At 47.2% G+C, this 24,973-nt stretch carries 27 protein-coding genes, 1 tRNA gene and 1 pseudogene; 22 read left to right on the top strand and 7 right to left on the bottom strand.

Annotation, left to right across the window (positions count from 1 at the left end):
* The first annotated feature begins 203 nt into the window (after positions 1–203).
* The 5 genes and pseudogenes from PMG71_RS01055 (at position 204) to PMG71_RS01075 (ending at position 1,922) form a co-directional block, all read left to right on the top strand.
* A complete protein-coding gene (locus PMG71_RS01055; protein ID WP_283751779.1) occupies positions 204–416 on the top strand; it encodes a hypothetical protein in 213 nt (70 codons plus the stop codon).
* A gap of 28 nt (positions 417–444) precedes the next feature.
* Positions 445–669: an AbrB/MazE/SpoVT family DNA-binding domain-containing protein gene (locus PMG71_RS01060; RefSeq protein WP_283751780.1), complete on the top strand. Its 225-nt coding sequence runs from the start codon at positions 445–447 to the stop codon at positions 667–669.
* On the top strand, positions 666–1,064 hold the full coding sequence (gene vapC, locus PMG71_RS01065) for a type II toxin-antitoxin system tRNA(fMet)-specific endonuclease VapC (RefSeq protein ID WP_283751781.1): 399 nt from the start codon (positions 666–668) through the stop codon (positions 1,062–1,064). Before PMG71_RS01060 ends, vapC begins: the two co-directional genes overlap by 4 nt.
* A 324-nt stretch (positions 1,065–1,388) precedes the next feature.
* Positions 1,389–1,496, top strand: a pseudogene (locus PMG71_RS24065) (AbrB/MazE/SpoVT family DNA-binding domain-containing protein); the annotation flags it as partial.
* A 102-nt stretch (positions 1,497–1,598) separates the two neighbouring features.
* Complete coding sequence (locus PMG71_RS01075; RefSeq protein WP_283751783.1) at positions 1,599–1,922, top strand: helix-turn-helix domain-containing protein; 324 nt, start codon at positions 1,599–1,601, stop codon at positions 1,920–1,922.
* Positions 1,923–2,075: 153 nt separating this feature from the next.
* Here the strand turns inward: PMG71_RS01075 and PMG71_RS01080 are convergent, their stop codons facing one another.
* The 3 genes from PMG71_RS01080 to gcvH all read right to left on the bottom strand — a co-directional run bounded on the left by PMG71_RS01080 (position 2,076) and on the right by gcvH (position 6,090).
* Positions 2,076–2,480 carry a hypothetical protein gene (locus PMG71_RS01080; RefSeq protein WP_283751784.1) on the bottom strand — a complete coding sequence of 135 codons (405 nt, stop codon included), beginning with the start codon at positions 2,478–2,480 and terminating at the stop codon, positions 2,076–2,078.
* Positions 2,481–2,587: 107 nt separating this feature from the next.
* Complete coding sequence (gene gcvP / locus PMG71_RS01085) at positions 2,588–5,488, bottom strand: aminomethyl-transferring glycine dehydrogenase (RefSeq protein WP_347179167.1); 2,901 nt, start codon at positions 5,486–5,488, stop codon at positions 2,588–2,590.
* Positions 5,489–5,688: 200 nt separating this feature from the next.
* Positions 5,689–6,090, bottom strand: a complete 402-nt coding sequence (gene gcvH, locus PMG71_RS01090; protein ID WP_283751786.1) for a glycine cleavage system protein GcvH — start codon at positions 6,088–6,090, stop codon at positions 5,689–5,691.
* Positions 6,091–6,240: 150 nt separating this feature from the next.
* Here gcvH and PMG71_RS01095 point away from each other — a divergent pair, with 150 nt between their 5' ends.
* The 3 genes from PMG71_RS01095 (at position 6,241) to PMG71_RS01105 (ending at position 9,473) form a co-directional block, all read left to right on the top strand.
* Positions 6,241–7,725 (top strand): diguanylate cyclase domain-containing protein, encoded by a 1,485-nt coding sequence (locus PMG71_RS01095; protein ID WP_283751787.1) that lies wholly within the window; start codon positions 6,241–6,243, stop codon positions 7,723–7,725.
* A 71-nt stretch (positions 7,726–7,796) separates the two neighbouring features.
* On the top strand, positions 7,797–8,267 hold the full coding sequence (locus PMG71_RS01100) for a C6orf136 family protein (protein WP_283751788.1): 471 nt from the start codon (positions 7,797–7,799) through the stop codon (positions 8,265–8,267).
* Between the two features lie 57 nt (positions 8,268–8,324).
* A complete protein-coding gene (locus PMG71_RS01105; RefSeq protein WP_283751789.1) occupies positions 8,325–9,473 on the top strand; it encodes an AI-2E family transporter in 1,149 nt (382 codons plus the stop codon).
* 107 nt (positions 9,474–9,580) lie between these two features.
* On the opposite strand, the gene petL is transcribed toward PMG71_RS01105, so the two are convergent.
* Positions 9,581–9,682, bottom strand: coding sequence for a cytochrome b6-f complex subunit PetL (gene petL / locus PMG71_RS01110; protein WP_271936917.1), 102 nt, complete (start codon positions 9,680–9,682; stop codon positions 9,581–9,583).
* A 105-nt stretch (positions 9,683–9,787) separates the two neighbouring features.
* Between petL and aroB the strand changes: the two genes are divergently transcribed.
* Genes aroB through PMG71_RS01140 form a run of 6 tightly spaced genes read left to right on the top strand, consistent with a single transcriptional unit; the run spans position 9,788 to position 13,624 of the window.
* Entirely contained in the window at positions 9,788–10,906 is a 1,119-nt protein-coding gene (aroB, locus tag PMG71_RS01115) for a 3-dehydroquinate synthase (RefSeq protein ID WP_283751790.1), read from the top strand.
* An 11-nt stretch (positions 10,907–10,917) separates the two neighbouring features.
* The gene (locus PMG71_RS01120; RefSeq protein WP_283751791.1) at positions 10,918–11,139 is read left to right on the top strand and encodes a type II toxin-antitoxin system Phd/YefM family antitoxin; all 222 of its coding nucleotides are present in this window, start codon (positions 10,918–10,920) and stop codon (positions 11,137–11,139) included.
* Positions 11,139–11,528 (top strand): type II toxin-antitoxin system VapC family toxin, encoded by a 390-nt coding sequence (locus tag PMG71_RS01125; protein ID WP_283751792.1) that lies wholly within the window; start codon positions 11,139–11,141, stop codon positions 11,526–11,528. Before PMG71_RS01120 ends, PMG71_RS01125 begins: the two co-directional genes overlap by 1 nt.
* Before the next feature lie 49 nt (positions 11,529–11,577).
* Positions 11,578–11,757: a DUF1688 family protein gene (locus PMG71_RS01130; protein WP_283751793.1), complete on the top strand. Its 180-nt coding sequence runs from the start codon at positions 11,578–11,580 to the stop codon at positions 11,755–11,757.
* A 30-nt stretch (positions 11,758–11,787) separates the two neighbouring features.
* Positions 11,788–12,279 carry a DUF29 domain-containing protein gene (locus PMG71_RS01135; RefSeq protein ID WP_283751794.1) on the top strand — a complete coding sequence of 164 codons (492 nt, stop codon included), beginning with the start codon at positions 11,788–11,790 and terminating at the stop codon, positions 12,277–12,279.
* 16 nt (positions 12,280–12,295) lie between these two features.
* Positions 12,296–13,624, top strand: coding sequence for a URC4/urg3 family protein (locus tag PMG71_RS01140; protein WP_283751795.1), 1,329 nt, complete (start codon positions 12,296–12,298; stop codon positions 13,622–13,624).
* 32 nt (positions 13,625–13,656) lie between these two features.
* On the opposite strand, the gene PMG71_RS01145 is transcribed toward PMG71_RS01140, so the two are convergent.
* On the bottom strand, positions 13,657–14,235 hold the full coding sequence (locus PMG71_RS01145; protein ID WP_283751796.1) for a Uma2 family endonuclease: 579 nt from the start codon (positions 14,233–14,235) through the stop codon (positions 13,657–13,659).
* A 34-nt stretch (positions 14,236–14,269) separates the two neighbouring features.
* On the opposite strand from PMG71_RS01145, the gene upp reads away from it, so the two are divergent.
* Positions 14,270–14,902: a uracil phosphoribosyltransferase gene (gene upp / locus PMG71_RS01150; protein WP_283751797.1), complete on the top strand. Its 633-nt coding sequence runs from the start codon at positions 14,270–14,272 to the stop codon at positions 14,900–14,902.
* Positions 14,903–15,005: 103 nt separating this feature from the next.
* Here upp and PMG71_RS01155 read toward each other — a convergent pair whose 3' ends face one another.
* Positions 15,006–15,866 (bottom strand): WD40 repeat domain-containing protein, encoded by an 861-nt coding sequence (locus PMG71_RS01155; RefSeq protein WP_283751798.1) that lies wholly within the window; start codon positions 15,864–15,866, stop codon positions 15,006–15,008.
* 217 nt (positions 15,867–16,083) lie between these two features.
* Entirely contained in the window at positions 16,084–17,223 is a 1,140-nt protein-coding gene (gene dprA / locus PMG71_RS01160; protein WP_283751799.1) for a DNA-processing protein DprA, read from the bottom strand.
* Positions 17,224–17,313: 90 nt separating this feature from the next.
* On the opposite strand from dprA, the gene PMG71_RS01165 reads away from it, so the two are divergent.
* From PMG71_RS01165 to PMG71_RS01195, 7 genes are all read left to right on the top strand, one after another.
* Positions 17,314–17,385: transfer RNA gene (locus tag PMG71_RS01165), tRNA-Thr, on the top strand.
* Positions 17,386–17,615: 230 nt separating this feature from the next.
* Positions 17,616–18,041, top strand: a complete 426-nt coding sequence (locus tag PMG71_RS01170; protein WP_283751800.1) for an Hsp20/alpha crystallin family protein — start codon at positions 17,616–17,618, stop codon at positions 18,039–18,041.
* 185 nt (positions 18,042–18,226) lie between these two features.
* Positions 18,227–20,140 (top strand): molecular chaperone DnaK, encoded by a 1,914-nt coding sequence (gene dnaK / locus PMG71_RS01175; RefSeq protein ID WP_283751801.1) that lies wholly within the window; start codon positions 18,227–18,229, stop codon positions 20,138–20,140.
* Positions 20,141–20,488: 348 nt separating this feature from the next.
* The gene (locus PMG71_RS01180) at positions 20,489–22,558 is read left to right on the top strand and encodes a DNA phosphorothioation-associated putative methyltransferase (RefSeq protein ID WP_283751802.1); all 2,070 of its coding nucleotides are present in this window, start codon (positions 20,489–20,491) and stop codon (positions 22,556–22,558) included.
* A 6-nt stretch (positions 22,559–22,564) separates the two neighbouring features.
* A complete protein-coding gene (locus PMG71_RS01185; RefSeq protein ID WP_283751803.1) occupies positions 22,565–22,759 on the top strand; it encodes a hypothetical protein in 195 nt (64 codons plus the stop codon).
* 91 nt (positions 22,760–22,850) lie between these two features.
* The gene (locus PMG71_RS01190) at positions 22,851–23,618 is read left to right on the top strand and encodes a Uma2 family endonuclease (RefSeq protein WP_283751804.1); all 768 of its coding nucleotides are present in this window, start codon (positions 22,851–22,853) and stop codon (positions 23,616–23,618) included.
* A 65-nt stretch (positions 23,619–23,683) separates the two neighbouring features.
* The gene (locus PMG71_RS01195) at positions 23,684–24,955 is read left to right on the top strand and encodes an FAD-binding oxidoreductase (protein ID WP_283751805.1); all 1,272 of its coding nucleotides are present in this window, start codon (positions 23,684–23,686) and stop codon (positions 24,953–24,955) included.
* Positions 24,956–24,973 lie beyond the last annotated feature (18 nt).

Raw genomic sequence — 24,973 nt, forward strand, 5'->3', positions numbered from 1 at the left:
TTTTGTCCTCAAATTTTTATTGGGCGATCTTCTATCGTACAAGGAAATGGGAGAGTGGGGAGAGGGAGAGGAGAGAGACAGCCCTATCAACCAGTGGGGTTTGCTTGAAGAGTCGCTAATTTGCCCTAATGAGTAAATTGCTACGGGCTAAAAATTCTGCTGCTAAACTTTTTACCGCCTGATTCCAGTTTAACCCCGGAAAATTGCGTAAAATCTCTAGTCATTGGGTGGCGATCGCCACCCGTGCAAAGAAACCGGGTTTCTGGTTTGACCTCGATAGGAGGCAGCATCCCCCTCAAGCGATCGCCACCCGCGCAGAGAAACCGGGTTTGTGGCTCAACCTCGATAGGAGGCAGCATCCCCAGGGAGAAACCCGGTTTCTAAATCCTATGACGACTCAGAAGCTAGGGGGTTAAGATAGGATCGAGCGAATTGAGTATAATTATGTCAAACTATACGATTACTTTATCTGAGAAAACTTACCACTCCCTCCTAGAAGTTGTCGAAAAACAAGGCTTAACTCCTGAAGCTTGGATAGTGGCTCAACTTCCTAAGCCACAGCCGGAAGACCCTTGGCAGGTGATGTTTGATGCTCTTCAGGAGTTCCCGGAGGATCTTCAGATTGAGCGCGATCGCTCGTTGCCGATGGAACGAGAGCCAATGAAATGAAAATTTTGCTCGATACAGATATTTGTATTTATACCATTAACCGTAGAGACCCAAAACTCTTGGAACGGTTACGAGCCTATTCTATTGGAGAAGTGGGCATATCAGCCATTACTTATGCTGAGTTGCGCTTTGGGGTTGAAAATAGTGGCCGTGCCCAAGAAAATATTGACCGATTAGAACGTTTTCTACTGCCTCTGGAAATTGTCCCATTTGATGAAGCAGCAGGAGTTTGTTATGGACGAGTAAGGACTGAACTTAAAAGAACCGGCTTGATGATTGGCAACAATGATCTGTTGATTGCCAGCCATGCTTTGAGTTTAAATGTGGCGATCGCCACGAATAATGTGCGCGAATTTAGCCGCGTACCCAATCTTCAGGTTGAACAATGGACGTAATCATATGACGTGCAGAGAAACCAGGTTTGTGAGGGAAGCAGCGATCGCCACCCGCACGCAGAAACCAGGTTTCTAGACCCTATGACGAATCAGAAGCTAGGGGTTAAGATAGGATCGAGCGAATTGAGTACAATTATATCAAATTATACAATTACTTTATCGGAGAAAACTTACCACTCCCTGCTAGAAGTTGTAGAAAAACAAGGCTTAACTCCTGAAGCTTGGATTATCGCTCAACTTCCTAAACTTCAGCCCGATCATCAGTTTAAGCCAATTCATAGCGATCGCCACCTGAGAACAATACAGCAACAAAAACTAAAGAGTTTTCCAGAAACGACGTTGAATGAAGTCGCAGGATGTCTCAAATACGAAGGAATTCCGAAAACGCTTGACGACTTAGAAGACGCTATTCGTCAAGGGCTTGAGGAATGAGTCAACACCTAAAACCAGTTGAGTGGATTGGCAGTTCTCTTGAGGGCTTAAACGCGCTAAAGAACATTATTCAGAGAATTACACGAACTAAGTAGGAAAACCATGAATCAACCCATCGAAGTGCAAACCGGAAGTAGCAATGTATTTGCAGATTTAGAGTTAGAAAACTCTGAGGAATTACTGGTTAAGGCAGAATTAGCGCACAGAATTAGTAGTATTATCGCTGGCCAAAATATGACTCAAGCTGAAGTGGCAACATTGCTAGAGATCGATCAGCCTAAAGTGTCAGCATTAGTTAATGGAAAGCTATCCGGTTTTTCTGCAACCCGGTTATTTCGGTTTTTAAATACATTGGGTCAGGATGTGGAAATCGTAGTGAAACCCAAGTCTTGCACAGAAGCTCAAACACGGGTAGTCCCGTTGTAGGCGATCGCCCCCCACACGCAGAAACCAGGTTTCTAACCCAATACCTCCACCAGAAGGCTAGGGTGGGCTTTTTTACAGCCAGAGAATTGATGATTTTCCCCGATCGCGAAGCGAAACGGAGTTTTATCGGCTTGCCCACCCTACAACGCTTCGTTAAAAGTCGTACTCCCCTTTGAGTTGTTCTGGCTTGATGGGGATTGAATAGCACTTCTTCATAATTGGCTCCACCTGCTCTTGAGCGTTTCTCTTGGTTCCTACAAGCATCTCTAGTTCAGTGCCCCTGGATATTGCTTGTAATGTTGCGTATATGTTTGACCAATTCAGATTGATAGTCATGGTTCTATCACGGAAAGATAAGTCTATGTTAGGTACGGCTGTAACTTTGTCGTCTTCTGATGGAGGCTCCCGTTTATAGCGACTCATGATTTCGGCTAACTCTGAGATATAGATGCGGGTGAGTTCAGTAGCGCAATCGCGATCGCCGACAACGCCCTCAAGAAAATCAGTGAGCATCCCCTTAATTGTTGTCAGTCTGGCTCGGTTCGTTTCATTAAGCATCAGTTCCTTCTACCCGTTGCTGGTGTGTTTCCAAAATCTGTAGGGGCGAAACATTTTTCGCCCCTACATGCCATCTTATCACCCAGTTTCTACTGACTTTCTATCCCCTAGGAATAGGCTTCCATGGGGGCGCAGGAACAGACGAAATTACGATCGCCAAATGCATTATCAATCCGTCTTACCGGAGGCCAATACTTAAACTCCCTTGTCCAAGGCGCAGGATAGGCTGCTTGCTGGCGCGAATAGGGATGCGTCCACTCATCCGCTAACAGCATTTCCGCCGTATGGGGAGCATTTTTAAGCACATTATCCTCCGCAGACATCTCTCCCCGCTCAATGGCCGCAATTTCCTCGCGAATGGCAATCATGGCATCACAGAAGCGGTCTAACTCTTCCTTAGACTCGCTCTCCGTCGGTTCAACCATGATCGTTCCCGCAACGGGCCAAGACATGGTAGGCGCATGGAACCCGTAGTCCATCAACCGCTTGGCAATATCTTCCGCTTCCACACCGGCTGATTTTTTCAGGGGGCGCAAGTCTACGATACATTCATGGGCCACTAAGCCAAACTTACCGGTGTATAAAATCGGGTAATGGGGGTCGAGGCGATGGGCGATATAGTTGGCGTTCAAAATCGCCACTTTCGTCGCATCGGTTAATCCTTGTGCCCCCATCATGGCAATATACATCCAGGAAATGGGCAGGATACTGGAACTTCCCCAAGGAGCGGCTGCGACTGCTCCCTGTTCGGTCTTACCTAAATCAATTACGCTATGACCGGGGAGGAAGGGAACCAAGTGGGGCGCAACCCCAATGGGGCCCATGCCTGGGCCGCCGCCACCATGGGGAATACAGAAGGTTTTGTGCAAGTTGAGGTGACAAACATCTGCGCCATAGTCTCCGGGACGACAGAGACCGACTTGGGCGTTCATGTTCGCGCCATCGAGATAAACTTGACCGCCATGGCTATGGATAATTTCGCAGATTTCTTGAATGGCTTCTTCAAATACGCCGTGGGTGGAGGGATAGGTGACCATGAGGGCGGAGAGTTTAGCGCTGTGTTTCTCGGCTTTAGCTCTGAGGTCGGTTAAATCAATATTACCCTGGCGATCGCATTTTACCGCCACTACTTTCATCCCGCACATCACTGCACTGGCGGGGTTCGTGCCATGGGCAGACTCTGGAATCAGACAAATATGGCGATCGCCCCCTCCATTATGCTGATGATAAGCTCGAATCACCAATAATCCCGCATATTCCCCCTGAGACCCGGCATTGGGTTGCAGAGACACCGCCTCAAATCCGGTAATTTCCGCTAACCACTCCTCCAACTGCCGGAACATTTCCTGATAGCCTTGGGTTTGCTCCAGGGGTGCAAAGGGATGAATTTGTCCCACTTCCGGCCAAGTCACTGGAATCATCTCGGCTGTGGCATTCAGTTTCATGGTACAAGAGCCGAGGGGAATCATGGAGGTGGTCAAGGACAAATCCTTAGATTCCAAGCGATGCAGATAGCGCAACAGTTCCGTTTCCGAGTGGTACTGATGGAAAACGGGGTGCGTCATGTAGGGACTGTGGCGCGTGAAGTTGCCAAAATCTGGAGCCGGTGCAGAAGCCTGAATTTCTTCTGGGGTAAACGGCACATTTTGCCCCTGGGCGAAAATCTCCCACAAGTCCACCACATCTGCAAGCGTCGTTGTTTCATCCAAAGAGATGCCCACAGTCTTTTCATCCAGGGTGCGGAGGTTGATTTTTTTCTCTTGAGCGGCGGCTAAGAGCTTCTCTAAGGAGGTTTCGCCCAGGTTTACCCGTAAAGTGTCAAAAACTTGAACATCGGGCAAACTATAGCCCAAACGCTTGAGACCTTCCGCCAACCAGAGGGTCTGTTGATGGATGGTTTCGGCGATCGCCTTCAAACCCTCCGGCCCGTGATACACTGCATACATCGACGCAATCACCGCCAGCAGTACCTGAGCGGTACAAATATTACTCGTTGCCTTATCCCGGCGGATATGCTGTTCCCTCGTTTGCAGGGCTAACCGCAGAGCCGGCCGGCCATCCTCATCCTTAGAGCGACCCACAATCCGACCGGGGACTTGCCGTTTATAGGCTTCGCGGGTGGCTAAATAGGCGGCATGGGGGCCGCCATAGCCCAGGGGAACCCCAAATCGTTGACTATTGCCCACCACAATATCCGCGTCCATTTCTCCTGGAGGAGTCAATAGGGTGAGGCTGAGAAGATCGGCGGCAACCGTAGCTAGAGCGCCTGCTTCATGGACTTTAGCAATAAAATCACTGTAGTCATAAATTCTGCCATCGGTTGCCGGATATTGCAGCAGGGCCCCGAAAATCGGTTGACTAAAATCAAACGTGCGATGATCGCCGACAATCACTTCGATACCTAAAGGTTGGGCGCGGGTTTGCACCACTTCGAGGGTTTGGGGATGACACTCTTGGGAGACAAAAAAGCTATTGGCCTTCTTATTTTTACAGATGCCATAGCTCATGCTCATGGCTTCAGCCGCCGCCGTTCCTTCATCGAGTAGGGAGGAATTGGCAATTTCTAAGCCGGTTAAATCAATGACCAGAGTTTGAAAGTTGAGTAAGGCTTCCAAGCGACCTTGGGCAATTTCCGCTTGATAGGGAGTATAGGCCGTATACCAGCCGGGATTTTCCAGGATATTTCGTTGGATGACGGCTGGGGTAATACAGTTCGAGTAGCCCATGCCGATATAAGAGCGGAAAATCTGGTTTTTGCCCATGATAGCTTTGAGGGTGTTCAGGGCTTGATTTTCACTTTCGGCGGGGGGGAGGTTAAGAGAACGAGTGAGCTGGATCGCTGGGGGAATGGTACGCTCAATGAGGGTCTCTAGGTCATCGATTTCTAACAGTTTGAGCATCTGTTGAATATCTTTGCTATTCGGGCCCAAATGGCGATCGCAAAATGAACGGGTCTGTGGCTCAGACGCGGGTAACGAAGAGTTGAAGGATGATGATCCGGTATTCATGTTAGGTTTAGGGGTTACGTCTGAATTGTGCATGGGCGATCCATATCTCACATCAAAGGCTTGAGCGAGTGCCATAAGCATTTTGATGACACTCTTTCCTTTACTTAGTGTGTAACAAAGAGCCTACTTTTGTCACAATAGATTAAGACTTTAGCCGGTGGCCAACAGAGTGGCGATCGCTGATTTAGAGCCTAAATCCTTTAATGCTCATCCTCGTCCCCTTCGAGTTGAGCGCGGTATTCTGAGGCCGAGAGTAAGCCCTCTAAGTCTTCACTAGCGTCAATGCGGACTTTGACTAACCATCCTTCTCCGTAAGGATCGTCGCCAATATTTTCGGGATCATTCAGCAGCTCTTCATTGCGTTCAATTACTGTACCTGCAACGGGGGGATACAGATCTTCAACCGCTTTCACCGATTCAATAGAACCGAAAGATTCCTCTTTTTCTAAGGCATCTCCCACGTCTGGTAATTCAAGATGAACAATATCACCCAGTTGATCGATCGCAAAAGCACTCAGTCCAATGGTGGCAATCTCGCCATCGAGCCGGACATACTCATGGCTGTCGAGGTATCTTAGATCATCTGGATATTCTAATTCCATAGAAGCTTCCTATTTTTTTTGACTAATCTCTACTGGTTATATATCAGGATTTGGGTATGATCGGCCCATCTTCTTTTAATTTTCAAGGAATGATTACTCGTTTATAGGCGATCGACCTTTATCCCATTCCCCATTCCCCATTACCCATTCATGAGTCTAAAACTCTCACCGCGATTAAAACCCACCATCCTTGTGGTTGACGATACGCCAGGGAATCTGAGTTTACTGACTCGGATTTTGGTCAAAGAAGGATATCAAGTCAAAGTTGCCTCTAATGGAGAGGATGCCTTAAGCTATATCCTTGCTGGCTCAGTGGATTTAGTGCTGTTGGATGTGATGATGCCGGGTATGGATGGTTATCAGGTTTGTCAACATCTAAAAGCGATGGAGTTGGGGGCTAATATTCCTGTGTTGTTTATTAGCGGTATGGATGAAACCTCCAATAAAGTGAAAGGGTTTGAAGTGGGGGCAGTTGATTACATTAGCAAGCCCTTTGAACCGGTGGAAGTGGTGGTACGCATTGAGCATCAGCTCCGGTTGCGTAAATATCAACGGGAGTTAGAAGAACAAAATGCCCAGTTACAGTTGCTGCTCGATACGACGGAAGCCCTCAGTGATGCGGTTGATATTGAATCTGCCCTAGAGCAGGTATTGGCTAAAATTTGTCAAACTATGGATTGGGATTTTGGCGAGGCTTGGATTCCCACTCAAAGAGGCACACAGTTACGCTTAAGTCGGGGTGGATATAGTCATAGTCGGGAGTTTGAGGGCTTTCGTCATTTGAGTGAGGCGATCGCCTTTACCCCCCATGAAGGCTTACCGGGACGAGTTTGGATCTCGAAAGAATTAGAATGGATTGAGGATATTTCTGAAGCCACACGGATGATCTCTCCCCGGATGCAGCAAGCGAAAGAGGTGGGGTTAAAGGGCGCTTTGGCGGTTCCGATTTGTTGGCAAAGGCAAGTGTTAGCCGTATTGATGTTTTTTTCGCGATCGCCCTATTATCCCCATCAACGCTCCTTAACTTTAATCCAATCCGTGGCTAATCAGTTAGCTTCTCTAATGCGACGCAAACAAGCAGAAGCCGATTTACGCCAAGCCAACCAAGAATTAACTCGGTTAGCTACCCTCGATGGTTTAACTCAGGTAGCCAACCGAGGGCATTTTAATCAAATCTTGCAGCAAGAATGGTCGCGATTATTACATCAAGTGCAACCCCTCTCCCTAATTTTGGCGGACGTGGATTATTTTAAACGCTATAACGACTACTATGGACATTTAGGCGGGGATGACTGTTTGCGCCAAGTGGCTCAGGTGATGGTAGAAGCGGTTAGACGCTCTAGGGATTTAGTCGCTCGCTATGGGGGGGAAGAGTTTGTGGTTTTATTGCCCAATACCAATAGTTTAGGGGCTTTTCGGGTTGCCGAACGCATTCATCAGGGAATGCATCAGCGACAATTACCTCATGCCAATTCGGATGTCCAACCCTATGTTACCTTGAGCTTAGGCGTAGCTTGTCTCGTTCCCAGTATCGCCCTTTCCCCAGAGAGCCTGATTGCTACAGCCGATGCTTCATTGTATCAAGCTAAAAGTCAGGGACGCGATCGCATTGTCGTCAATGAAGGCGCTCAGTGAAATAGGAATAGGGAAATAGGAGAGTCTTTATTCTCTACAATAGATCGCAAAGAAATTACACAACTCAATCGATGAACTCAGAATCAGCCCCATCCACGAACGCAGAGGCACTCCCACCCCAGGTTAAACGGGTGATAGAGATCTTGCAACAAGATTTACCCACCTTATTTCAACAAGATATTAACACCGATATTTATACTGCTGATATCCTCTTTGAAGACCCCATTAGTCAATTTAAGGGAAAATTCAATTACCGGATCATCTTTTGGACGCTGCGCTTTCATGGTCAATTATTTTTCACTCAACTCTACTTTGATGTCCATCAGATCCAGTATTTGCCTCCTGAAACCCTGCGTGTAGACTGGACAGTGCGCGGTAAACTGCGCGTCCCCTGGAAAGCAGAGATTAACTTTAATGGCTATTCCACCTATACCCTCAATGACCAAGGACTCATTTATCATCATGTAGATACCTGGGATCGTAAACCCATAGAGATTTTAAAGCAATTTCTGCCGCGATCGACCACCCCTCAAGTAAAATAGCCGAACAATAACCTTACCCCATTACCCATTACCTACCCAAGGTGAGGAGGACTCCCCGTGACACTCGGTCAATTACTGGGCTTTTTCAGTTTAATTACATCCCTTTATATCCTCTGGACAATCCGCAGTATTTTATTACTCGTCTTTACCGCCATTGTATTAGCTACTGCTCTCAATCGGGGAGTGCGTCTAGTCCAAAAATTTGGTCTCAGTCGAGGGTTATCGGTTTTAGTCACTATTAGTGTGACTTTTCTTTGTTTTCTCCTGTTTTACTGGATTATTGTTCCTCCCTTCATTGAACAATTCCAAATTCTGATTAATCTGATTCCCACCGGTATTGAAAAACTCCGGATTCTCCTCAATCAATGGCGGCAAGATACCCCCTCTTGGTTACCCGAACCCCCAGATTTATCGAGTGGTTTTCGGCAAATTCAACCTTTTCTTACCCAAGCATTTGGTAACTTTTACTCGTTCTTTTCCAACTCAATCATCGCGGTGGGTCAATTGCTACTGGTGATCGTTTTAACTTTAATGTTTTTAGGCGATCCCCTCTCCTATCGTAAAGCTTTGGTACGTCTTTTTCCTTCTTTTTACCGACGGCGAGCCGATACGATTTTATCGGAATGTGAAATTTCTTTAGATAATTGGTTTGGGGGAATTATTATCAACTCCCTCTTTATTGGGACGCTCAGTTTTATTGGATTATCGATTATTGGCGTGCGCTTGGTCTTAGCCCATGCACTCCTGGCAGGACTACTTAATTTTATCCCCAATATTGGCCCAACTTTAAGTGTTGTTTTACCGATGACTGTAGCCCTTTTAGATACTGGCGGGTTTCTAAAAGCGGGTTTGGTTCTGATTTTATATGTGGTTGTGCAGCAGGTGGAAAGCTATTGGTTAACCCCTACAGTAATGGCGAAACAAGTCTCCCTTTTACCCGCAGCCACGCTACTGGCACAAATTATTTGCTTGCAACTTTTTGGCATTATTGGCCTGTTCTTAGCCCTTCCTTTAGCCGTGATTGCCCAGGTGTGGGTTAAACGATTGCTGATTGAAGATATTCTTGACCAATGGGTATTAGAAAATCCCAATTCTTATTTAGCTACAGTTCTCCAAGGTTCTGAGGAAGAGACAGATTACCATGAGCAAGACGCTTTACCTGAAGCTAAAGTTGAGCAACCTTTTTCTGAGGAAGATACCTTATAGCAAACCTAAATGAGTTGTTTAATGGCTGCCCCTCATCCCCCTACCCCCTTCTCCCGCAGGAGAAGGGGGAAAAAGTCAAGAATCCCGTGGGAGTGGTAATCTTAGATTTAGATCAATTTAATCGCCCGTAGTCCAAACCAGAGGGTAAGGGCTACTCCGATCATGCCTCCGAGGAAAGCAAAGTAGGTAATGGCTCCACCAATGCTCATGTTTTTTTCTCCTTTTGTTAACTCTATTGATTCAGTCTTGAGATTAATCGCAACATTCCGTAAACTAGAATACAACTGATTGACGAAGAGTTGAAGCACAAAGCGATGATGGATGGATTGGTTTCAGGGTCTATGGTGCGGGTGGAGTTGGGGGATAAGTCCTATGAGATTGCGATCGCCCCAGGCAGCCTTGACGAATTGGGCTACCGTATGGCTCAGTTGAATTTGGGGAATAAGGTGCTGGTGGTGTCTAATCCGGAGATCGCTGACCATTATGCAGAACGGGCGATCGCCTCTTTAACGAACGCTGGTTTTACGGTCTTTTCCCATCTCCTCCCCGCCGGAGAGCAATACAAAACCCTGGACTCCATTCAAACCATCTATGATTGTGCCCTGGAACATCGCCTAGAGCGCTCCTCTACCCTGGTTGCTCTGGGTGGGGGGGTGATTGGGGATATGACTGGGTTTGCTGCTGCTACTTGGCTCAGAGGCATTAATTTTGTTCAAGTCCCCACCTCCCTCTTAGCGATGGTGGATGCATCTATTGGGGGCAAAACGGGGGTGAATCATCCCCTAGGCAAAAACCTGATCGGGGCATTTCATCAACCGCGCTTAGTTTTGGTTGACCGTCAGGTGCTGAAGACCCTCCCAGAGCGCGAATTTCGGGCAGGAATGGCGGAAGTGATTAAGTATGGGGTGATTTGGGATTTAGAGCTGTTTGGGCTACTGGAAAAGCAAACTAGGCTGGATCGGTTTGAGTCTGTTCCCCCCCAGTTATTGAACTTGATTTTAACGCGCTCCTGTGAAGCGAAGGCTCAGGTGGTGAGTGAGGATGAGAAGGAAGCGGGGTTACGGGCGATTCTCAATTATGGGCATACGATTGGCCATGCGATCGAGGCTTTAACGGGTTACGAGCAGGTGATTCATGGGGAAGCAGTGGCGATCGGCATGGTGGCAGCGAGTAAGATAGCCTTGAAAATGGGATACTGGGGGCAAGACTGGGATCAGCGTCAGTTGGCCTTAATCGAAAAAACTGGCTTACCTACACGCATTCCCTCTGAAGTCACGATTGACAGCATTTTAGACAGCTTGCAAACCGACAAAAAGGTAAAATCGGGTCGCGTTCGGTTTATCTTACCCACAGAATACACAGAAGCTAAAATTACCGATGAGGTGTCCGAGGACATTTTGCGGGAAGTCTTAGCCAGTTTAGGCGCATGTTGAGGTGATGATATATGGAGAACATTGATATTAATCAAGCCTTACCTAAAATTGCCGAGCTGCTAGAAATGGCGTTTTCAGGACAAGAGGTTGTGATCACGAACCACAAGGATCAACAGATTAAAATCGCGCCTCTGTCTGCATCTCGTCCTCCTCGGTTTGGCTGCGATCGAGAGCGGGTTATCCTATCTGATGATTTTGATGTGCCCCTAGATGATTTTCAGGATTATAGCTAATGCAGTTCCTTGTGGATACTCATGCCTTACTGTGGTTTTTTACCGGAAATGCCAATTTAAGCGATCGCGTCCGTAACTGGATGGAAGATTCTCAACATCAGAAGCTGATCAGTGTCGCGAGTGCTTGGGAAATAACAATTAAGCAAAGCCAGCAAAAATTGACATTGCCCATGACTGCTGCGGATTATATTCAGGAGAAAATTCAATGGGCCGATTTTGACTTGTTACCGATTGATCTCAATCACTTCAATGTCCTTTATACTCTTCCCTTTCATCATCGCGATCCATTTGATAGACTGCTCATTGCACAAGCAATTAACCAGAATATTCCTATCTTGAGTAAAGACAAAGCTTTTGATTCCTATCCCGTTCAGCGATACTGGAATTAGATGCTGGGGAAGAGCCAAACTTTATAGTCATTTCAAGGAGGAAGTATAGATGCAAGACGTTATCAGAGAGTTAAGAACACCGCAGACGATTCGCGATCGCGCCCTAATCCTATTCAACTTAGCCCAATCTAACCAACTCTCCGGCTTTCATTGCCACCTATCCAAACTACCCGATGTTGCCGATTATGTCATTATGGATGGCACAGTTCGATCGCCAAACCTGTGCTAGAGTAGCGAAAAATGCAACAACACAAGGGCTATGGAAACCGCAGTCGATCGCTCTGTTTTACCCGATCTTTACGATCGCGACTATTATCTGTGGCTAGAAACTACATCACAATTATTGCGCGATCGCCAACTCGATCGCATCGATCTAGCGCATCTGGCAGAAGAACTTGAAGACATGGGAAAAAGTGAGAAACGGGCGATCGAGAGTAACCTGGAAATTCTACTGATGCACTTACTCAAGTATCAATATCAACCGGAAAAACAGACCCATAGCTGGCGCTATACTATTTACGAACACCGCGATCGCATTCACAAAGCCTTTCGAGATAGCCCCAGCTTGAAAAGCTATTTTAACCAAATTTTCGAGGGCTGTTATGCAAAAGCACGCCAACGAGCTGCCCTAGAAACCGGGATGAAGGTTGATGACTTTCCAGCACTGTGTCCCTTTTCCATCACCGAAACCCTAGATCTCGATTATTGGCCGGAAAATCAAGCCGAAGAAAACCCCAATTGTGAGTTCTAGGAGGAAGATAGATTAGATGCAGGACGTTATCAGAGAATTAAGAACACCACAAACCATCCGCGATCGCGCCTTAATCCTATTCAACTTAGCCCAATCTGACCAACTCTCCGGCTTTCACTGCCATTTATCCCAACTTCCCCATGTTGCCGATTACGTCATTGAAGTCATCCGCAGCGAATACCCCGATCTCAATGTCCCCTTTCATTCCCGGTGGCGACACTTTGAAATAGGGGGAAAATCTCGCTTACAGCAATTTCAAGCCTCTCTCGCTGACTATTCTGCCCTAGAACAGGCTAAATCTAAACTCGATTTAGCGATCGTCAGCGTCCTCCTAGATGCCGGAGCAGGAGCCAACTGGCACTATCAAGAACCCCATACCAACAGCATTTACAGCCGTTCCGAAGGATTAGCCCTTGCCAGCTTTCACAGCTTTTGTCAAGGACTATTTTCCAGCAACCCAGAGCATCCTTATCAAGTCGATAGTTTCGCCCTACAAAACCTCACCCAACCTGCCCTAGAAACCGCCTTTCAAGTTACAGCCCAAAATCCCTTAGTCGGCATCTCTGGAAGACTGAAACTCCTGCAAAAACTCGGTCAAGTCCTCTCCAATTCCCCCCAATTTTTTCCCGGTTCTCCCCCCCGTCCGAGCGATTTAATCCATCATTGGTTAGGACAAACTGAAGTTGATCCCCCTAAATCCCCGTTAAAAAGGGGGACTTTCACTACTGCCCCCCTTTTTAAGGGGGGTTGGGGGGATCTGGACGTAGCAGATAAAAGCGCTAAATTCTCTCATCAACTATCCACCGTCACCATCTTCCAAACCATTCTAGAAAGCCTCGGAGAAATTTGGCCCGGACGCTTAACCCTCAATAACATAAACCTAGGCGATGTTTGGCAACATTCCGCCCTCCCTAATACCGACATAGGTTCCCAATTCATTCCCTTTCACAAGCTCTCCCAATGGTTAACCTACTCGCTCCTGGAACCCTTGCAAGATTTAGGCTTAACGATAACCGAATTAAATCAACTTACGGGACTTCCGGAATATCGAAATGGTGGACTTTTCTTAGACTTAGGCGTATTAGAACTTAAAGATCATAGCCAGTTGCAAATCTCCCATAAAGTCGATTCAGAACTCATAGTAGAATGGCGTGCCCTAACCCTAGTTTTACTCGATCGACTCGCCGAAATTATCCGGGAAAAACTCAACTTAACTGCCGATGAATTCCCCTTAGTCAAACTCTTACAAGGCGGAACATGGACAGCCGGACGCAAAATTGCCGCCCAACTGCGCCCCGGTGGAGTACCTCCCTTATTCATCGATAGCGATGGCACAGTATTCTAATTCTTCTCTGTGTTTCTTTGTGTCTGGAGTGGTTATCTCAACAACCAACTAAACACTTGATTTGCTGTTAACTGTAACTCAATACCCTCTAAAACTGGAAGCACATCCTCACCGCGACAGAGAATCATCCGCTCATCTGGAAAAAATACCATAATCACTTTTTCCGTTGAGTCTACTAACCACCCCAGTTGGGTTCCAGCTTGCAAACAGAGCTGAATTTTGCTAATTAAAGCGGTGGTACTTTGATCGGGAGAAAGAATTTCAATCATCCAGTCAGGAGCGCCAGAAATGGCTGTATTCTCGACAGGGACGCGCTCGCCGCGAATAATGGTAATATCGGGAACAACAGACTGCTCCCTGAGAGTGCAACGTAACTCTGGAAAGGCTTCATAGGAACTTTCTGCGCGATCGATTGCCCCAGTCAATCGCTTCTGTATAATACTATGGTCAACGGTTGGCATCGGTTTTAACTGCGCTTGCCCCTGGAAAAATTCCCACGCGGGAGATGCTTCTAAATTAGAGCGTTGTAGAAATTCTGCTAAAGTCAAAGATTGAACGGTAACCATAGATCGGGTATAGCTCAATAGCCACAGCTTATAACTATCAACCATCTACTGTCAACTCATTACTCATTACTCATTTCTAATGTCCAACATTACCGTTATTAACCATCCCCTCATTGCCCATAAATTAACCCTCATGCGTCGGGAGGAAACCAGTACGGCTAAATTTCGCTCGTTGCTCAAAGAAATTAGCCTCTTACTTGCCTATGAAGTGACGAGGGATTTACCCTTAAAATTAGAAGAAATTAAGACTCCTTTAGGGGTGATGCAAGCGCCCGTTTTAGCTCCAGAGAAAAAGATGGTGGTGATTTCCATTATGCGAGCTGGGCAAGGAATTTTAGATGGGATGTTGGAACTTATTCCTTCAGCGCGGGTAGGACATATTGGGTTATATCGAGATCCCAGAACCTTGATTCCCATTGAATATTATCTCAAAGTTCCCCATGATGTGGAAGAACGGGATATGTTTATTGTCGATCCGATGTTAGCAACCGGCAATACGGCGGTGGCTGCCATTAGTCGCTTGAAGGAGCTTAACCCAAACTCGATTAAGTTTGTCTGCCTGTTAGCCGCTCCTGAAGGGTTGGAGCATGTCCAAGATGAACATCCCGATATCCCGATTTATACGGCGGCTATTGATGAAGGGTTAGATGAGCATGGATATATTTTACCCGGTCTAGGGGATGCAGGCGATCGCCTCTTCGGAACTAAGTAAATCTGAGTTACCTCTGTTGCCTTCTCCGGTTTTTTACCCTTGACAATATAGCACTGTATCTACCCAGATTGCTTCTGTTGATGAGAACTTTGCTCGATTTTCTTCACTTTAGAGGATCGGGCAAACGCCAAAGTACAATTGAATTCAAGTTAATCTTCGCCCACAAGTTACCTTGGGATGTGGCAGAGATCGCCCCACAAAACTGTCCAGAAAAGTTCGCTACATCTTCAATATCTAAGCCCTGGGATAAATGGTGACAACTGCTCTGATATTCTGAGTCTAAACTCAATGAATTTTGATCGAGATTAGATCCTAAAAACTCTCCAGTCAGAGGATTCCAAAAATGGACGATTTCGCGATCCGCATAGCGAGTCGCTAAAAGATTGCCATCTTCACTATAAGTAACTTCAACTTTTCCCTGGATGGGGGTATTAAATTCTCTGTGTTTTTTACCCGTATTTAAATTCCAAATCTCAACCTTACCCTCTTCATTACCACTGGCAAAAGTTTGTCCATGGGGACTTACCGCTAAGGAATGAATTTCACGATCCGTATAGATGGTCATTTTCAGCCTTACCATGGCTAAATTCCAAATTTTGATCGTTTTATCCCTGCTGCCACTGACAACCGTTCGCCCATTGGGACTAAATACCACAGCATTAATTTTGGCGGTATGACTGTGGAGACTCCGAACTACTTTTTGCGCTCTTAAATCCCATACATTGACGATCGCCTCTTCACTACCACTGGCGACAAAATCCCCTGTGGGACTAATATCTACACTCGTGATCGTTTGGTCTTGAGTGGAGAGTCGTTGCCAAATCATCGGCTCTTGTACGAGTGCATAGGATTGAGGGTTATTTCTGCTCTCTTCTGGTGTGCTGGAATAGGCTGGTTGTAAAGCACAGAGCGACACGGTTGAGGAGAGCGTGAGCAGAGTAGCAAGAATTGAGCGCGTGTTCATAATCTAAACTTAAGAGACTGGTTTTAGGAATTTTCTCAACTATAAAAAGCTCCATCCCCAAATGTTCAGGAACCAATGACAGTATCGGTTTTGGCTGAAGAGGCTGACGAAGACCATAGGCTGCTCGTTCCTCACTGATAACCATCGGGCCTACCTTTCAGCCTCATGGGATGCTCATCGGGATCATTTTTGTATTCGGGTTGCAGATAGGACAGTTTTAGCGCTGGTATCGCATTCCGGGTAGTTGGGACACGAGTCCGAGTAGCTCTAATTCCAGTAAGGTAGAAGAGACTTCTGCTGAGGTTAATCCGGTTTGCTGTACGATCGCATCGACAGAAGTAGGCTCCATTCTCACTGCCTCTAATACCTGGTGTTGCAAGGGGGGTAAAGGGGGAACCGGTGCAGGAGAAGCGGGGAATAGGGAGAGCTGTTGAGTGGGTGCGCTTTCTTTCGAGACGACAGGATCGAGTTGGGGAATCTGGGACAACAGTTCTAAGAGATAGCCTTCACTAATCAGGACTTGTGCCCCTTTACTGATTAAACCCAGGCATCCTTTAGAGTTTTGATCGTCAATGCGCCCAGGTAAGACATAAATATCCCGGCCAAATTCATTGGCTAGTCGGGCGGTAATTAAGGCTCCGGATTGGGTGGGTGCTTCGGTGACTAAGACGGCTCGACTTAATCCGGCAACGATGCGATTGCGCTGAGGAAAATGGGCGCGGTTGGGTTGCACTCCGGTGGGATATTCGCTGATGACTAATCCTTGTTCTAAAATCTGGTTATAGAGCGCCTGATTGCCGGGAGGATAAATAATATCGACTCCGGTTCCGAAAACGGCAATGGTGCGCCCTCCTGCATCTAGACATCCTCGATGAGCTTGGGTATCCACTCCCTGAGCCATGCCAGAAATAATGGTAAATCCCCGTTCCGCGAGTTGTCTGCTGAGGCGATATGTCCATCGTCTGCCATAGTCGGTTACGTCACGAGTGCCAACTATGGCGATGGCTGGCTTGAGTCCCTGATTTTCTTGGGGTTCGACGATTCCCCGATAATATAAGACGGGTGGCGGGTTGGGGATTTCTAAAAGTAACCGTGGATAGAGGTCATCGCCCGGAGTCCAGAAATGGGGATTAGCGTGTAAATGCTGTTCTAAAAGGGCGATCGGATCGATGCGTTGACGCTGCTGTACCCAGGATTGGGCAGTTTGGATTCCGACTCCTTCTACTGCACTGAGGGCGATCGCCTCTGCCTGCCAAGCGGCTGCTAAACTGCCAAAGTGATACTCCATTCTCTGTAGCAAAACCGGCCCGACTTTCGGCAATTGCGACCAGGCCAACCAAAACGCACGTTCTGTCATCCCAGGTTTAGTTTGAATCTTTTCTCTTGCGTATTCCTTCTCGATTCTAGACTAAAACCTAGGTCTATACTATAATCAAGGATGGTAATTGCCGATGTAGCTCAGTGGTAGAGCAACCGATTCGTAATCGGTAGGTCGTGAGTTCAAATCTCATCATCGGCTTAGAGCAACCACAATATAGCCATAGATATCTTCTATGACCACCATAGCCCTATTCTGTCACTCTGTTTTATCTCTAAGGAAAGAATCAGGGTTTGAACCCCCATATCCCTTACTTGGCGGAAAATGCCCCAATCCTGATACGGTTTGCCCTCCTGCCTGAAAGGGTTCCAGCCTTTAGGATGAGAACAGTAGAAATCACTGAACCCAAGATCAACAGGAGGGCAACCCTGATGATGATGCGCGTCCACCCTACCCAACAAACCCTAATCTATCAACCGGCGATCGCCTGGAAAATCACATCAGAAGGTCTGATGCTGCAAGTGGAAGTACCGGGAATTCAAGCCGAAGATCTCGATATTGAAGCCACGGAAAAAACCCTAACCGTGCAATGGACTCGCCGTCCTCATCCTGGCTCGGTTGCTCTCTATTCTGAAGTGAAGTATGGGCAGTTTCGGCGCTCTGTAGCTCTACCTTTTGAGATTGAGTGCGATCGCATTCAGAGCCAATTAAAGCATGGCATCTTAACCCTGAATCTACCCAAAAAGCAAAAACCCCAACCCCTGAAAATCACCTTGGGTAAATCCACCCCTTCCCAAACCCAACCCACTCCCTTACAAACTCCCGTGAGTTTAGAAGAAGACCCTTGGGCAGCTTAAACCCAACCGGGAAGCTCTCCAGGTTCGGTAAACCGCCCTTCACCGCAAGGGCAAACCCCCATCAGTATAGGTGAAGAGGTCTTTATACTGAGAACGGCCCACCTAAAAAGCAAAACATTTATAGATAGCTTCAGACCCAGGCCGAAAACCCTAGTAGTTAGTAAAGTTGGAACGCAAAAACTCTTATGGCTAAAGTAGTTGGAATTGACTTAGGAACCACAAACTCTTGTGTAGCAGTAATGGAAGGAGGCAAACCCACCGTTATTGCTAATGCTGAAGGCGGACGCACCACCCCCTCGGTTGTAGCTTATGCAAAAAATGGCGATCGCCTAGTCGGACAAATCGCCAAGCGCCAAGCGGTGATGAACGCCCAAAATACCTTCTATTCCGTTAAGCGATTCATCGGACGGCGCTACGACGAAGTAGGAACCGAATCAACAGAAGTCTCCTACGAAGTGGTAAAAGAAGGCAATAACGTTAAACTCAATTGTCCGGCGGCTGATAAAAAATTTGCCCCTGAAGAAATTTCTGCCCAAGTGCTGCGAAAACTGGTCGATGATGCCAGTAAATATCTAGGCGAAACCGTTACCCAAGCCGTAATTACCGTTCCTGCTTACTTTAACGACTCCCAACGGCAAGCCACCAAAGACGCGGGTAAAATCGCTGGGGTGGAAGTGCTACGGATTATCAACGAACCTACCGCCGCATCTCTGGCTTACGGACTAGACAAAAAGAGTAACGAAACGATTCTCGTATTTGACCTAGGGGGCGGAACCTTCGACGTATCCATCCTCGAAGTGGGTGACGGTGTATTTGAAGTATTAGCCACCTCTGGAGATACTCACCTGGGTGGAGATGACTTCGATAAGAAAATTGTGGATTATCTGGCTGAAGAATTCCAGAAAGCGGAAGGAATTGACTTGCGTAAGGACAAACAAGCCCTACAACGGTTAACGGAAGCTGCTGAAAAGGCGAAAATTGAACTTTCCAGCGTGACTCAAGCGGAAATTAACTTGCCCTTTATTACGGCTACCCAAGAAGGCCCCAAACATCTGGATTTGACCCTAACCAGGGGTAAATTTGAAGATTTATGTGGCGACTTGATTAAGCGCTGTGCCATCCCTGTAGAAAATGCGCTCAAGGATGCCAAGCTCTCGAAAGAAGCCATTGATGAAGTGGTGTTGGTTGGGGGTTCTACTCGGATGCCTGCGGTTAAAGAAGTGGTCAAGAAAACCCTGGGCAAAGAACCGAACCAAACGGTAAACCCGGATGAGGTGGTTGCGGTTGGTGCTGCTATTCAAGGTGGGGTACTGGCTGGGGAAGTGAAAGATATTCTCCTCTTAGATGTAACGCCTCTGTCCCTTGGGGTGGAAACTCTCGGCGGGGTGATGACTAAGATTATTCCTCGGAACACCACTATTCCTACTAAGAAGTCGGAAACTTTCTCTACGGCAGTGGATGGTCAAACTAATGTGGAAATCCATGTGCTGCAAGGGGAACGGGAAATGTCTACCGATAACAAGAGTTTGGGAACTTTCCGCTTGGATGGTATTCCGGCTGCTCCCCGTGGCGTTCCCCAAATTGAGGTGACATTCGATATTGATGCTAATGGTATCTTGAATGTGACGGCTAAGGATAAGGGAACGGGTAAGGCTCAGTCGATTAGTATTACGGGCGCTTCTACCCTGGATGAGCGGGAAGTTGACCGCATGGTGAAAGAGGCGGAAGCCAATGCTGATGCGGATAAGGAGCGGCGTGAGAAAATCGATCGCAAGAACCAAGGGGATCAACTCTGCTATCAAGCTGAGAAGCAGATGGAAGAACTGGGTGATAAGGTGTCTGCGGAGGATAAAACTAAGGTGGAAGGTTTAGTTAAAAACTTGCGTGAGGCGATCGGTACAGAGGATGATGAGGGTATTCAATCTCTGACGACTGAACTGCAACAAACCCTCTACAGCATTGGTAGCAGTGTTTATCAACAAGCTGGCGGTGATGCGGAAGGCGCACCGGGTGCTGATGCTCCCCCTCCTGGAGGTAATGCAGGTTCTGGTGGCCCGGATGATGATGTGATTGATGCCGAATTCTCGGAAACGAAGTAAGTAAACGAACAGTTTCGGTTGCCCTATACCCTAGGGTAATGTGCAATTTTCCCCCCTAGATCGTCTGATCTAGGGGGGATTTTGTTGGGGGTCAGTTGATATCCAATCCGGTTAATTGGAAAAGAGAAGCGGGCAAGATGCCCGCACTCCCTCAATTCTTTGATATTACTGGAGTGGGAGCGTCTCGCTCCCCCATTCCCCCATTCCCCCACTCCCCCATTCCCCCACTCCCCCACTCCCCCATTCCCCCACTCCCCCATTCCCCCACTCCCCCACTCCCCCATTCCCCCAATACAGCAGCGCTGTATGCGGGTACACTAGGAAAAACTCCGATGTCTTTGCGAAGCGATGGTCTCTCATGCTGATATTTTAAGTCTGTGCCAACAGAGTGCGATCGGTAAACATCTGCCTAATGCGCTCTATGTTCATCTGACGGCTCTAGATGCTCTTGATGCTCAACTGCAAGAGTATGAAACTCTCGGCCGTCAAATAGCGGGAGAGATAGAACCACCGACGTTAATTAAATTTCATCTCGATCAAGCAAAAATTTCCTATCTTTATTATCCAGATTTTGACCATGACCCCCATCCCTCTCTGCACGCCAGTTTACAAGTAGATTTGACTGAGGAAAAAGCGGTTTATCGCGACTACCGCAACAGCGAAAATCCTCCTATTTTGCATCGAAAGGAAACTTTTGTTATGCCTGACTATCCCCAGTATGAAAAGTTTGCTCAGTTAACCCGACAGGAAGAAGAATGGGGACTTTTAAATAAGCGCAGTGGGTTTTCTATTGGCACATTGAAGCATTGGCAAAAATGGTTATCGGTGCATCGGGTGAACATTGAGGATCATCGGGTGGTTGCGATGGAACACACCGTAAATACGACCTATGCACCGGTGATTGAGCGCTATAAAGCGGCTATGGTGCGAAAGGAGTTATCGCGGCCGGTTCGTTTGGCGTTGGAGGCGGAGTTATTTACCCCAGAAACGACGTTTTTTGATTATGGATGTGGGTATGGGGAAGATATTAAACAAGTGGCGAGAAAGGGGTATACCAGTGGTGGATGGGACCCCTATTATCGCCCAGATACACCGCTCCATGAGGCTGATGTTGTTAATCTGGGTTATGTGATTAATGTGATTGAAGACCAGGGAGAACGCCGGGAGGCGCTGATTAAGGCGTGGGAGTTAACCCAAAAGGTGTTGGTGGTGTCGGCTCAGGTGTTGATTAGTGCGGCGAGCGATCGCCTGATGGCCTATGCTGATGGCGTGATTACCCAGCGCAATACGTTCCAGAAATACTACGAGCAGGAGGAGCTGAAAACCTATATCGATCAAGTCTTAGAGGTGGATGCTGTGCCTGTAGATTTGGGGATTTACTTTGTATTTCGCGATCGCACCCAAGCGGAGATTTTCCGCGCTTCCCGTTTCCATTCCCGTCTCTCTACTCCTCGCATTCGTATCGAAGTGCGGCGCTTTGAAGACTATCAGGAATTACTCGCTCCCCTGATGGTCTTTTTTACCGATCGCGGACGACTGCCAAAACGGGGCGAATTAGCTGAAGAAACTCCGATTCTAGAGGAATTTGGCACATTTCGCCGCGCCTTCAAACTCGTCCTGCAAGTCACCGAAGAAGAAGAATGGGAAAAAATAGCTACCTCTCGCCGTCAAGATTTCCTGGTCTATCTCGCACTGTCTCATTTTAGCGATCGCCCCCAATTTCGTCACCTCTCCCCCCTCATTCGCCAAGACATTCAAAGCTTATTTGGTAGTTATAAAAGTGCCTGTATTTTAGCCGATCAAATGCTCTTTAGTTTAGGCGATTTAGACTTTATTGCTCGCTGCTCCCAAAACTCCCCCGTCGGCAAATTCACCCCCAAATCCTTTACCGTTCACGCTCATTATCTCGACTCCCTCGATCCCCGTTTACGCTTATATGAAGGCTGTGCCAACCGCACCATTGGCAGACTCGAAGGAGCCACCCTGATTAAATTTCACCTCAACCTTCCCAAAATTTCTTATCTCTTTTATCCCGATTTTGATACCAATCCCCATCCCCTCTTAAAAACCATCCTGCAAATTGACTTACGCGATTTAGCAGTCTATTATGAAAACTATGACGATCATCCCAATCCTCCCATCTTGCACCGCAAAGAACAATTTATCGATTGCACCTATCCCCAGTTTACTCAATTTGAGAAACTCAGCTTACAAGAAGAAAAATGGGGACTCTTCGAGGATTGGCAAGCTATCCAAACTCGTCGCAGATGGCTTAAATGTTTAGAAGAACATGGGGTAGAAATTAGCGGATCTAAAGTCCGTTGGCGAAAAGATCTCGATCCCTACCGCCTCAAACTTTTAAAATCTGCCCATAAAAAACGATTAGCCGCCTATAGAAAAAGTGTTTCTGATGTTTAATTACCCATGGATAGAGACCGCATTTTGATCGCTATTGGTTTTAGCTGTATTGGCTTATTATTGATCTTGACTCTATACGCCGAAATAATGCATCGCTGGCGGATTCATCAAGCTGATGGTGTTTGGTGTGTGTGGATTAATCCCCAGGGCAATAAGGAGGTGAATTATGGGCGAGAAAATTGCTCAGTACGTCCGGATTAATTCCCATTTTGATCATTCCCCTGTAAACGCTCTTATGCCCAGTATGGTGTTGCTTAAACTATACTGTAGTTGGTAAATACATAACCTGCCTATGTTACTCAACTATAACCCCAGAGCTTGCTTACCCTCTGCTGAAGATTTACCCGATTCGGATGATACTCCCGTGGATAATGAACTACAAGATTTAATTCCCAGTTTGCTCAAAGCGATGCTGGCTTTAATTTGGGCAGAACGGATGGATTGGTTTTTTGGAGTAGACATGGGAATCTATTACGATCCGAACCAACCCGCTATTGTCCCCGATGGCTTTTTGAGTGTGGGTGTACCGAGAATTATTGACTCAGATTTACGGTTATCCTATGTGCTGTGGGAAGAGCAGAAATTGCCCACCCTAGTGTTAGAAGTGGTTTCCCATAAACGGCGGCGAGAATATACTCAGAAAAAAGAAGAATATGCCCAAATGGGAATTTTATATTATGCGATTTACAACCCCTTAAGGAAAAAGAAACAGAAGTTGGAAGTGTATGAACTTAAAGCCGGTGAATATGAGTTATTATCCGGGGAACCGGTGTGGTTATCTCAGTTAAATTTAGGTATCGGTAGAGCGCAGGGAACCTATCAAGGAATCCAGAGAGAATGGCTCTATTGGTATGATGAACGGGGAGAGCGCTATTTAACACCGGAAGAGCGAATTATCTCAGCCCAACAACAGCTATTATCAACGGAACAACAGTTATTATCAACAGAACAACGGGCATTATCAGCTCAACAACGGGCATTATCGGCTCAACAGAAAGCGGAGAAACTCGCCCAAAAACTGAGGGAATTAGGTATCGATCCCGATCGCCTAGACCCCTAATCGACGACTGAGGGCCGATCGCGCAGTATCATAGAAAATACACTCTCACCTTATCCATTCTCACTGTGACTGCGATCGCCCCCAACTCCCTCCTCGAACTCTGCCCCCTGTTGCCCTTTGAACAGCTCGAACCCTCCCTACAACAGCGTTTTCAACAAGCTTGGCAACCCGGATCGCCCCCTCCCTCTGTGGTATATCCTGAAACTCAGGAACAACTGGGCGAAGTGATGAAACTCTCCAAAGCCAAGCAATGGCGCGTCCTCCCCTGGGGAGCAGGCAGTAAAATTCATTGGGGGGGCATCGGTAAACCTGTCGATCTCCTCATCAGTACCCAACGCATTAATCGGGTAGTAGAACATGCAGCCGGAGACCTCACTATTACCGTAGAAGCCGGGATAACCTTGGCACAGGTGAATGAATTTCTCGCGCCCCATAACCAGTTTTTAGCCTTCGATCCAGCCTACCCCAACCAAGCCACCATCGGTGGTATCATTGCGACTGCCGATACGGGCAGTTGGCGACATCGGTATGGGGGAGTGCGCGATCGCCTGATTGGGATCTCCTTTATTCGCAGTGATGGCGAAATAGCCAAAGCTGGGGGCAGAGTCGTCAAAAATGTTGCCGGTTATGACCTCATGAAACTCTTTACCGGCAGTTATGGCAGTTTAGGCATCATCTCCCAAGCCACGTTCCGCCTATATCCCATTCCCGAAAGTTCCGCTACAGTCGTACTTTCAGGACATCCAGAGGCGATCGCCCAAGCCACCCAAACCCTACTGAGTTCCAGTTTAACCCCCACCGCCCTAGATTTAAGACCTCAAAACGACCAAATTCTCCTCATTGCTCGGTTCCAAAGCATACCCTTAAGTGTACAAGAACAAGCCCAACGGGTACTCGACATCGGTCAAGCCTTAGAACTGAGCGCCCAAATTTACGAGCAGCAAGACGAAACTCAACACTGGCAAACCTGGCAACATCAGATCTGGGAAAACCACCCGCAAAAGGTCATTTGCAAACTCGGCATTCGCCCCACCCAAGCCGTTAACCTGTTGTCTAAAATTCAACAGCTTGTGCAAGTCCAAAGTGAATGTATAATTCACCCTCGCACCGGGTTAGGAATCTTGCGATGTAATCAAATACGCTCAACCCAACTCCTAGAACTGCGATCCTATCTCAACTCCCATGGCGGCTTTCTCTCCATCTTAGAAGCGCCCCCATCCCTCAAACCAGCTCTAGACGTATGGGGATATACCGGAAACGCCCGGCAAATCATGCAAAATCTCAAGCATCAATTTGACCCCGATAACTTACTCAGTGGCGATCGCTTTATTCAATAAACGCCCTCGATTCTATAG

Origin of the sequence: Roseofilum acuticapitatum BLCC-M154 (assembly GCF_030068475.1) — a bacterium.
Taxonomy (GTDB): domain Bacteria; phylum Cyanobacteriota; class Cyanobacteriia; order Cyanobacteriales; family Desertifilaceae; genus Roseofilum; species Roseofilum acuticapitatum.

Bases quoted from the DNA above. Each gene is read 5' to 3' on its own strand.
- PMG71_RS01060 (WP_283751780.1), top strand. From the start codon at position 445: ATGTCAAACTATACGATTACTTTATCTGAGAAAACTTACCACTCCCTC.
- vapC (WP_283751781.1), top strand. From the start codon at position 666: ATGAAAATTTTGCTCGATACAGATATTTGTATTTATACCATTAACCGT.
- PMG71_RS01075 (WP_283751783.1), top strand. From the start codon at position 1,599: ATGAATCAACCCATCGAAGTGCAAACCGGAAGTAGCAATGTATTTGCA.
- PMG71_RS01080 (WP_283751784.1), bottom strand. From the start codon at position 2,480: ATGCTTAATGAAACGAACCGAGCCAGACTGACAACAATTAAGGGGATG.
- gcvP (WP_347179167.1), bottom strand. From the start codon at position 5,488: ATGAATACCGGATCATCATCCTTCAACTCTTCGTTACCCGCGTCTGAG.
- gcvH (WP_283751786.1), bottom strand. From the start codon at position 6,090: ATGGAATTAGAATATCCAGATGATCTAAGATACCTCGACAGCCATGAG.
- PMG71_RS01095 (WP_283751787.1), top strand. From the start codon at position 6,241: ATGAGTCTAAAACTCTCACCGCGATTAAAACCCACCATCCTTGTGGTT.
- PMG71_RS01100 (WP_283751788.1), top strand. From the start codon at position 7,797: ATGAACTCAGAATCAGCCCCATCCACGAACGCAGAGGCACTCCCACCC.
- petL (WP_271936917.1), bottom strand. From the start codon at position 9,682: ATGAGCATTGGTGGAGCCATTACCTACTTTGCTTTCCTCGGAGGCATG.
- aroB (WP_283751790.1), top strand. From the start codon at position 9,788: ATGATGGATGGATTGGTTTCAGGGTCTATGGTGCGGGTGGAGTTGGGG.
- PMG71_RS01120 (WP_283751791.1), top strand. From the start codon at position 10,918: ATGGAGAACATTGATATTAATCAAGCCTTACCTAAAATTGCCGAGCTG.
- PMG71_RS01125 (WP_283751792.1), top strand. From the start codon at position 11,139: ATGCAGTTCCTTGTGGATACTCATGCCTTACTGTGGTTTTTTACCGGA.
- PMG71_RS01130 (WP_283751793.1), top strand. From the start codon at position 11,578: ATGCAAGACGTTATCAGAGAGTTAAGAACACCGCAGACGATTCGCGAT.
- PMG71_RS01135 (WP_283751794.1), top strand. From the start codon at position 11,788: ATGGAAACCGCAGTCGATCGCTCTGTTTTACCCGATCTTTACGATCGC.
- PMG71_RS01140 (WP_283751795.1), top strand. From the start codon at position 12,296: ATGCAGGACGTTATCAGAGAATTAAGAACACCACAAACCATCCGCGAT.
- PMG71_RS01145 (WP_283751796.1), bottom strand. From the start codon at position 14,235: ATGGTTGATAGTTATAAGCTGTGGCTATTGAGCTATACCCGATCTATG.
- upp (WP_283751797.1), top strand. From the start codon at position 14,270: ATGTCCAACATTACCGTTATTAACCATCCCCTCATTGCCCATAAATTA.
- PMG71_RS01155 (WP_283751798.1), bottom strand. From the start codon at position 15,866: ATGAACACGCGCTCAATTCTTGCTACTCTGCTCACGCTCTCCTCAACC.
- dprA (WP_283751799.1), bottom strand. From the start codon at position 17,223: ATGACAGAACGTGCGTTTTGGTTGGCCTGGTCGCAATTGCCGAAAGTC.
- PMG71_RS01170 (WP_283751800.1), top strand. From the start codon at position 17,616: ATGATGATGCGCGTCCACCCTACCCAACAAACCCTAATCTATCAACCG.
- dnaK (WP_283751801.1), top strand. From the start codon at position 18,227: ATGGCTAAAGTAGTTGGAATTGACTTAGGAACCACAAACTCTTGTGTA.
- PMG71_RS01180 (WP_283751802.1), top strand. From the start codon at position 20,489: ATGGTCTCTCATGCTGATATTTTAAGTCTGTGCCAACAGAGTGCGATC.
- PMG71_RS01185 (WP_283751803.1), top strand. From the start codon at position 22,565: ATGGATAGAGACCGCATTTTGATCGCTATTGGTTTTAGCTGTATTGGC.
- PMG71_RS01190 (WP_283751804.1), top strand. From the start codon at position 22,851: ATGTTACTCAACTATAACCCCAGAGCTTGCTTACCCTCTGCTGAAGAT.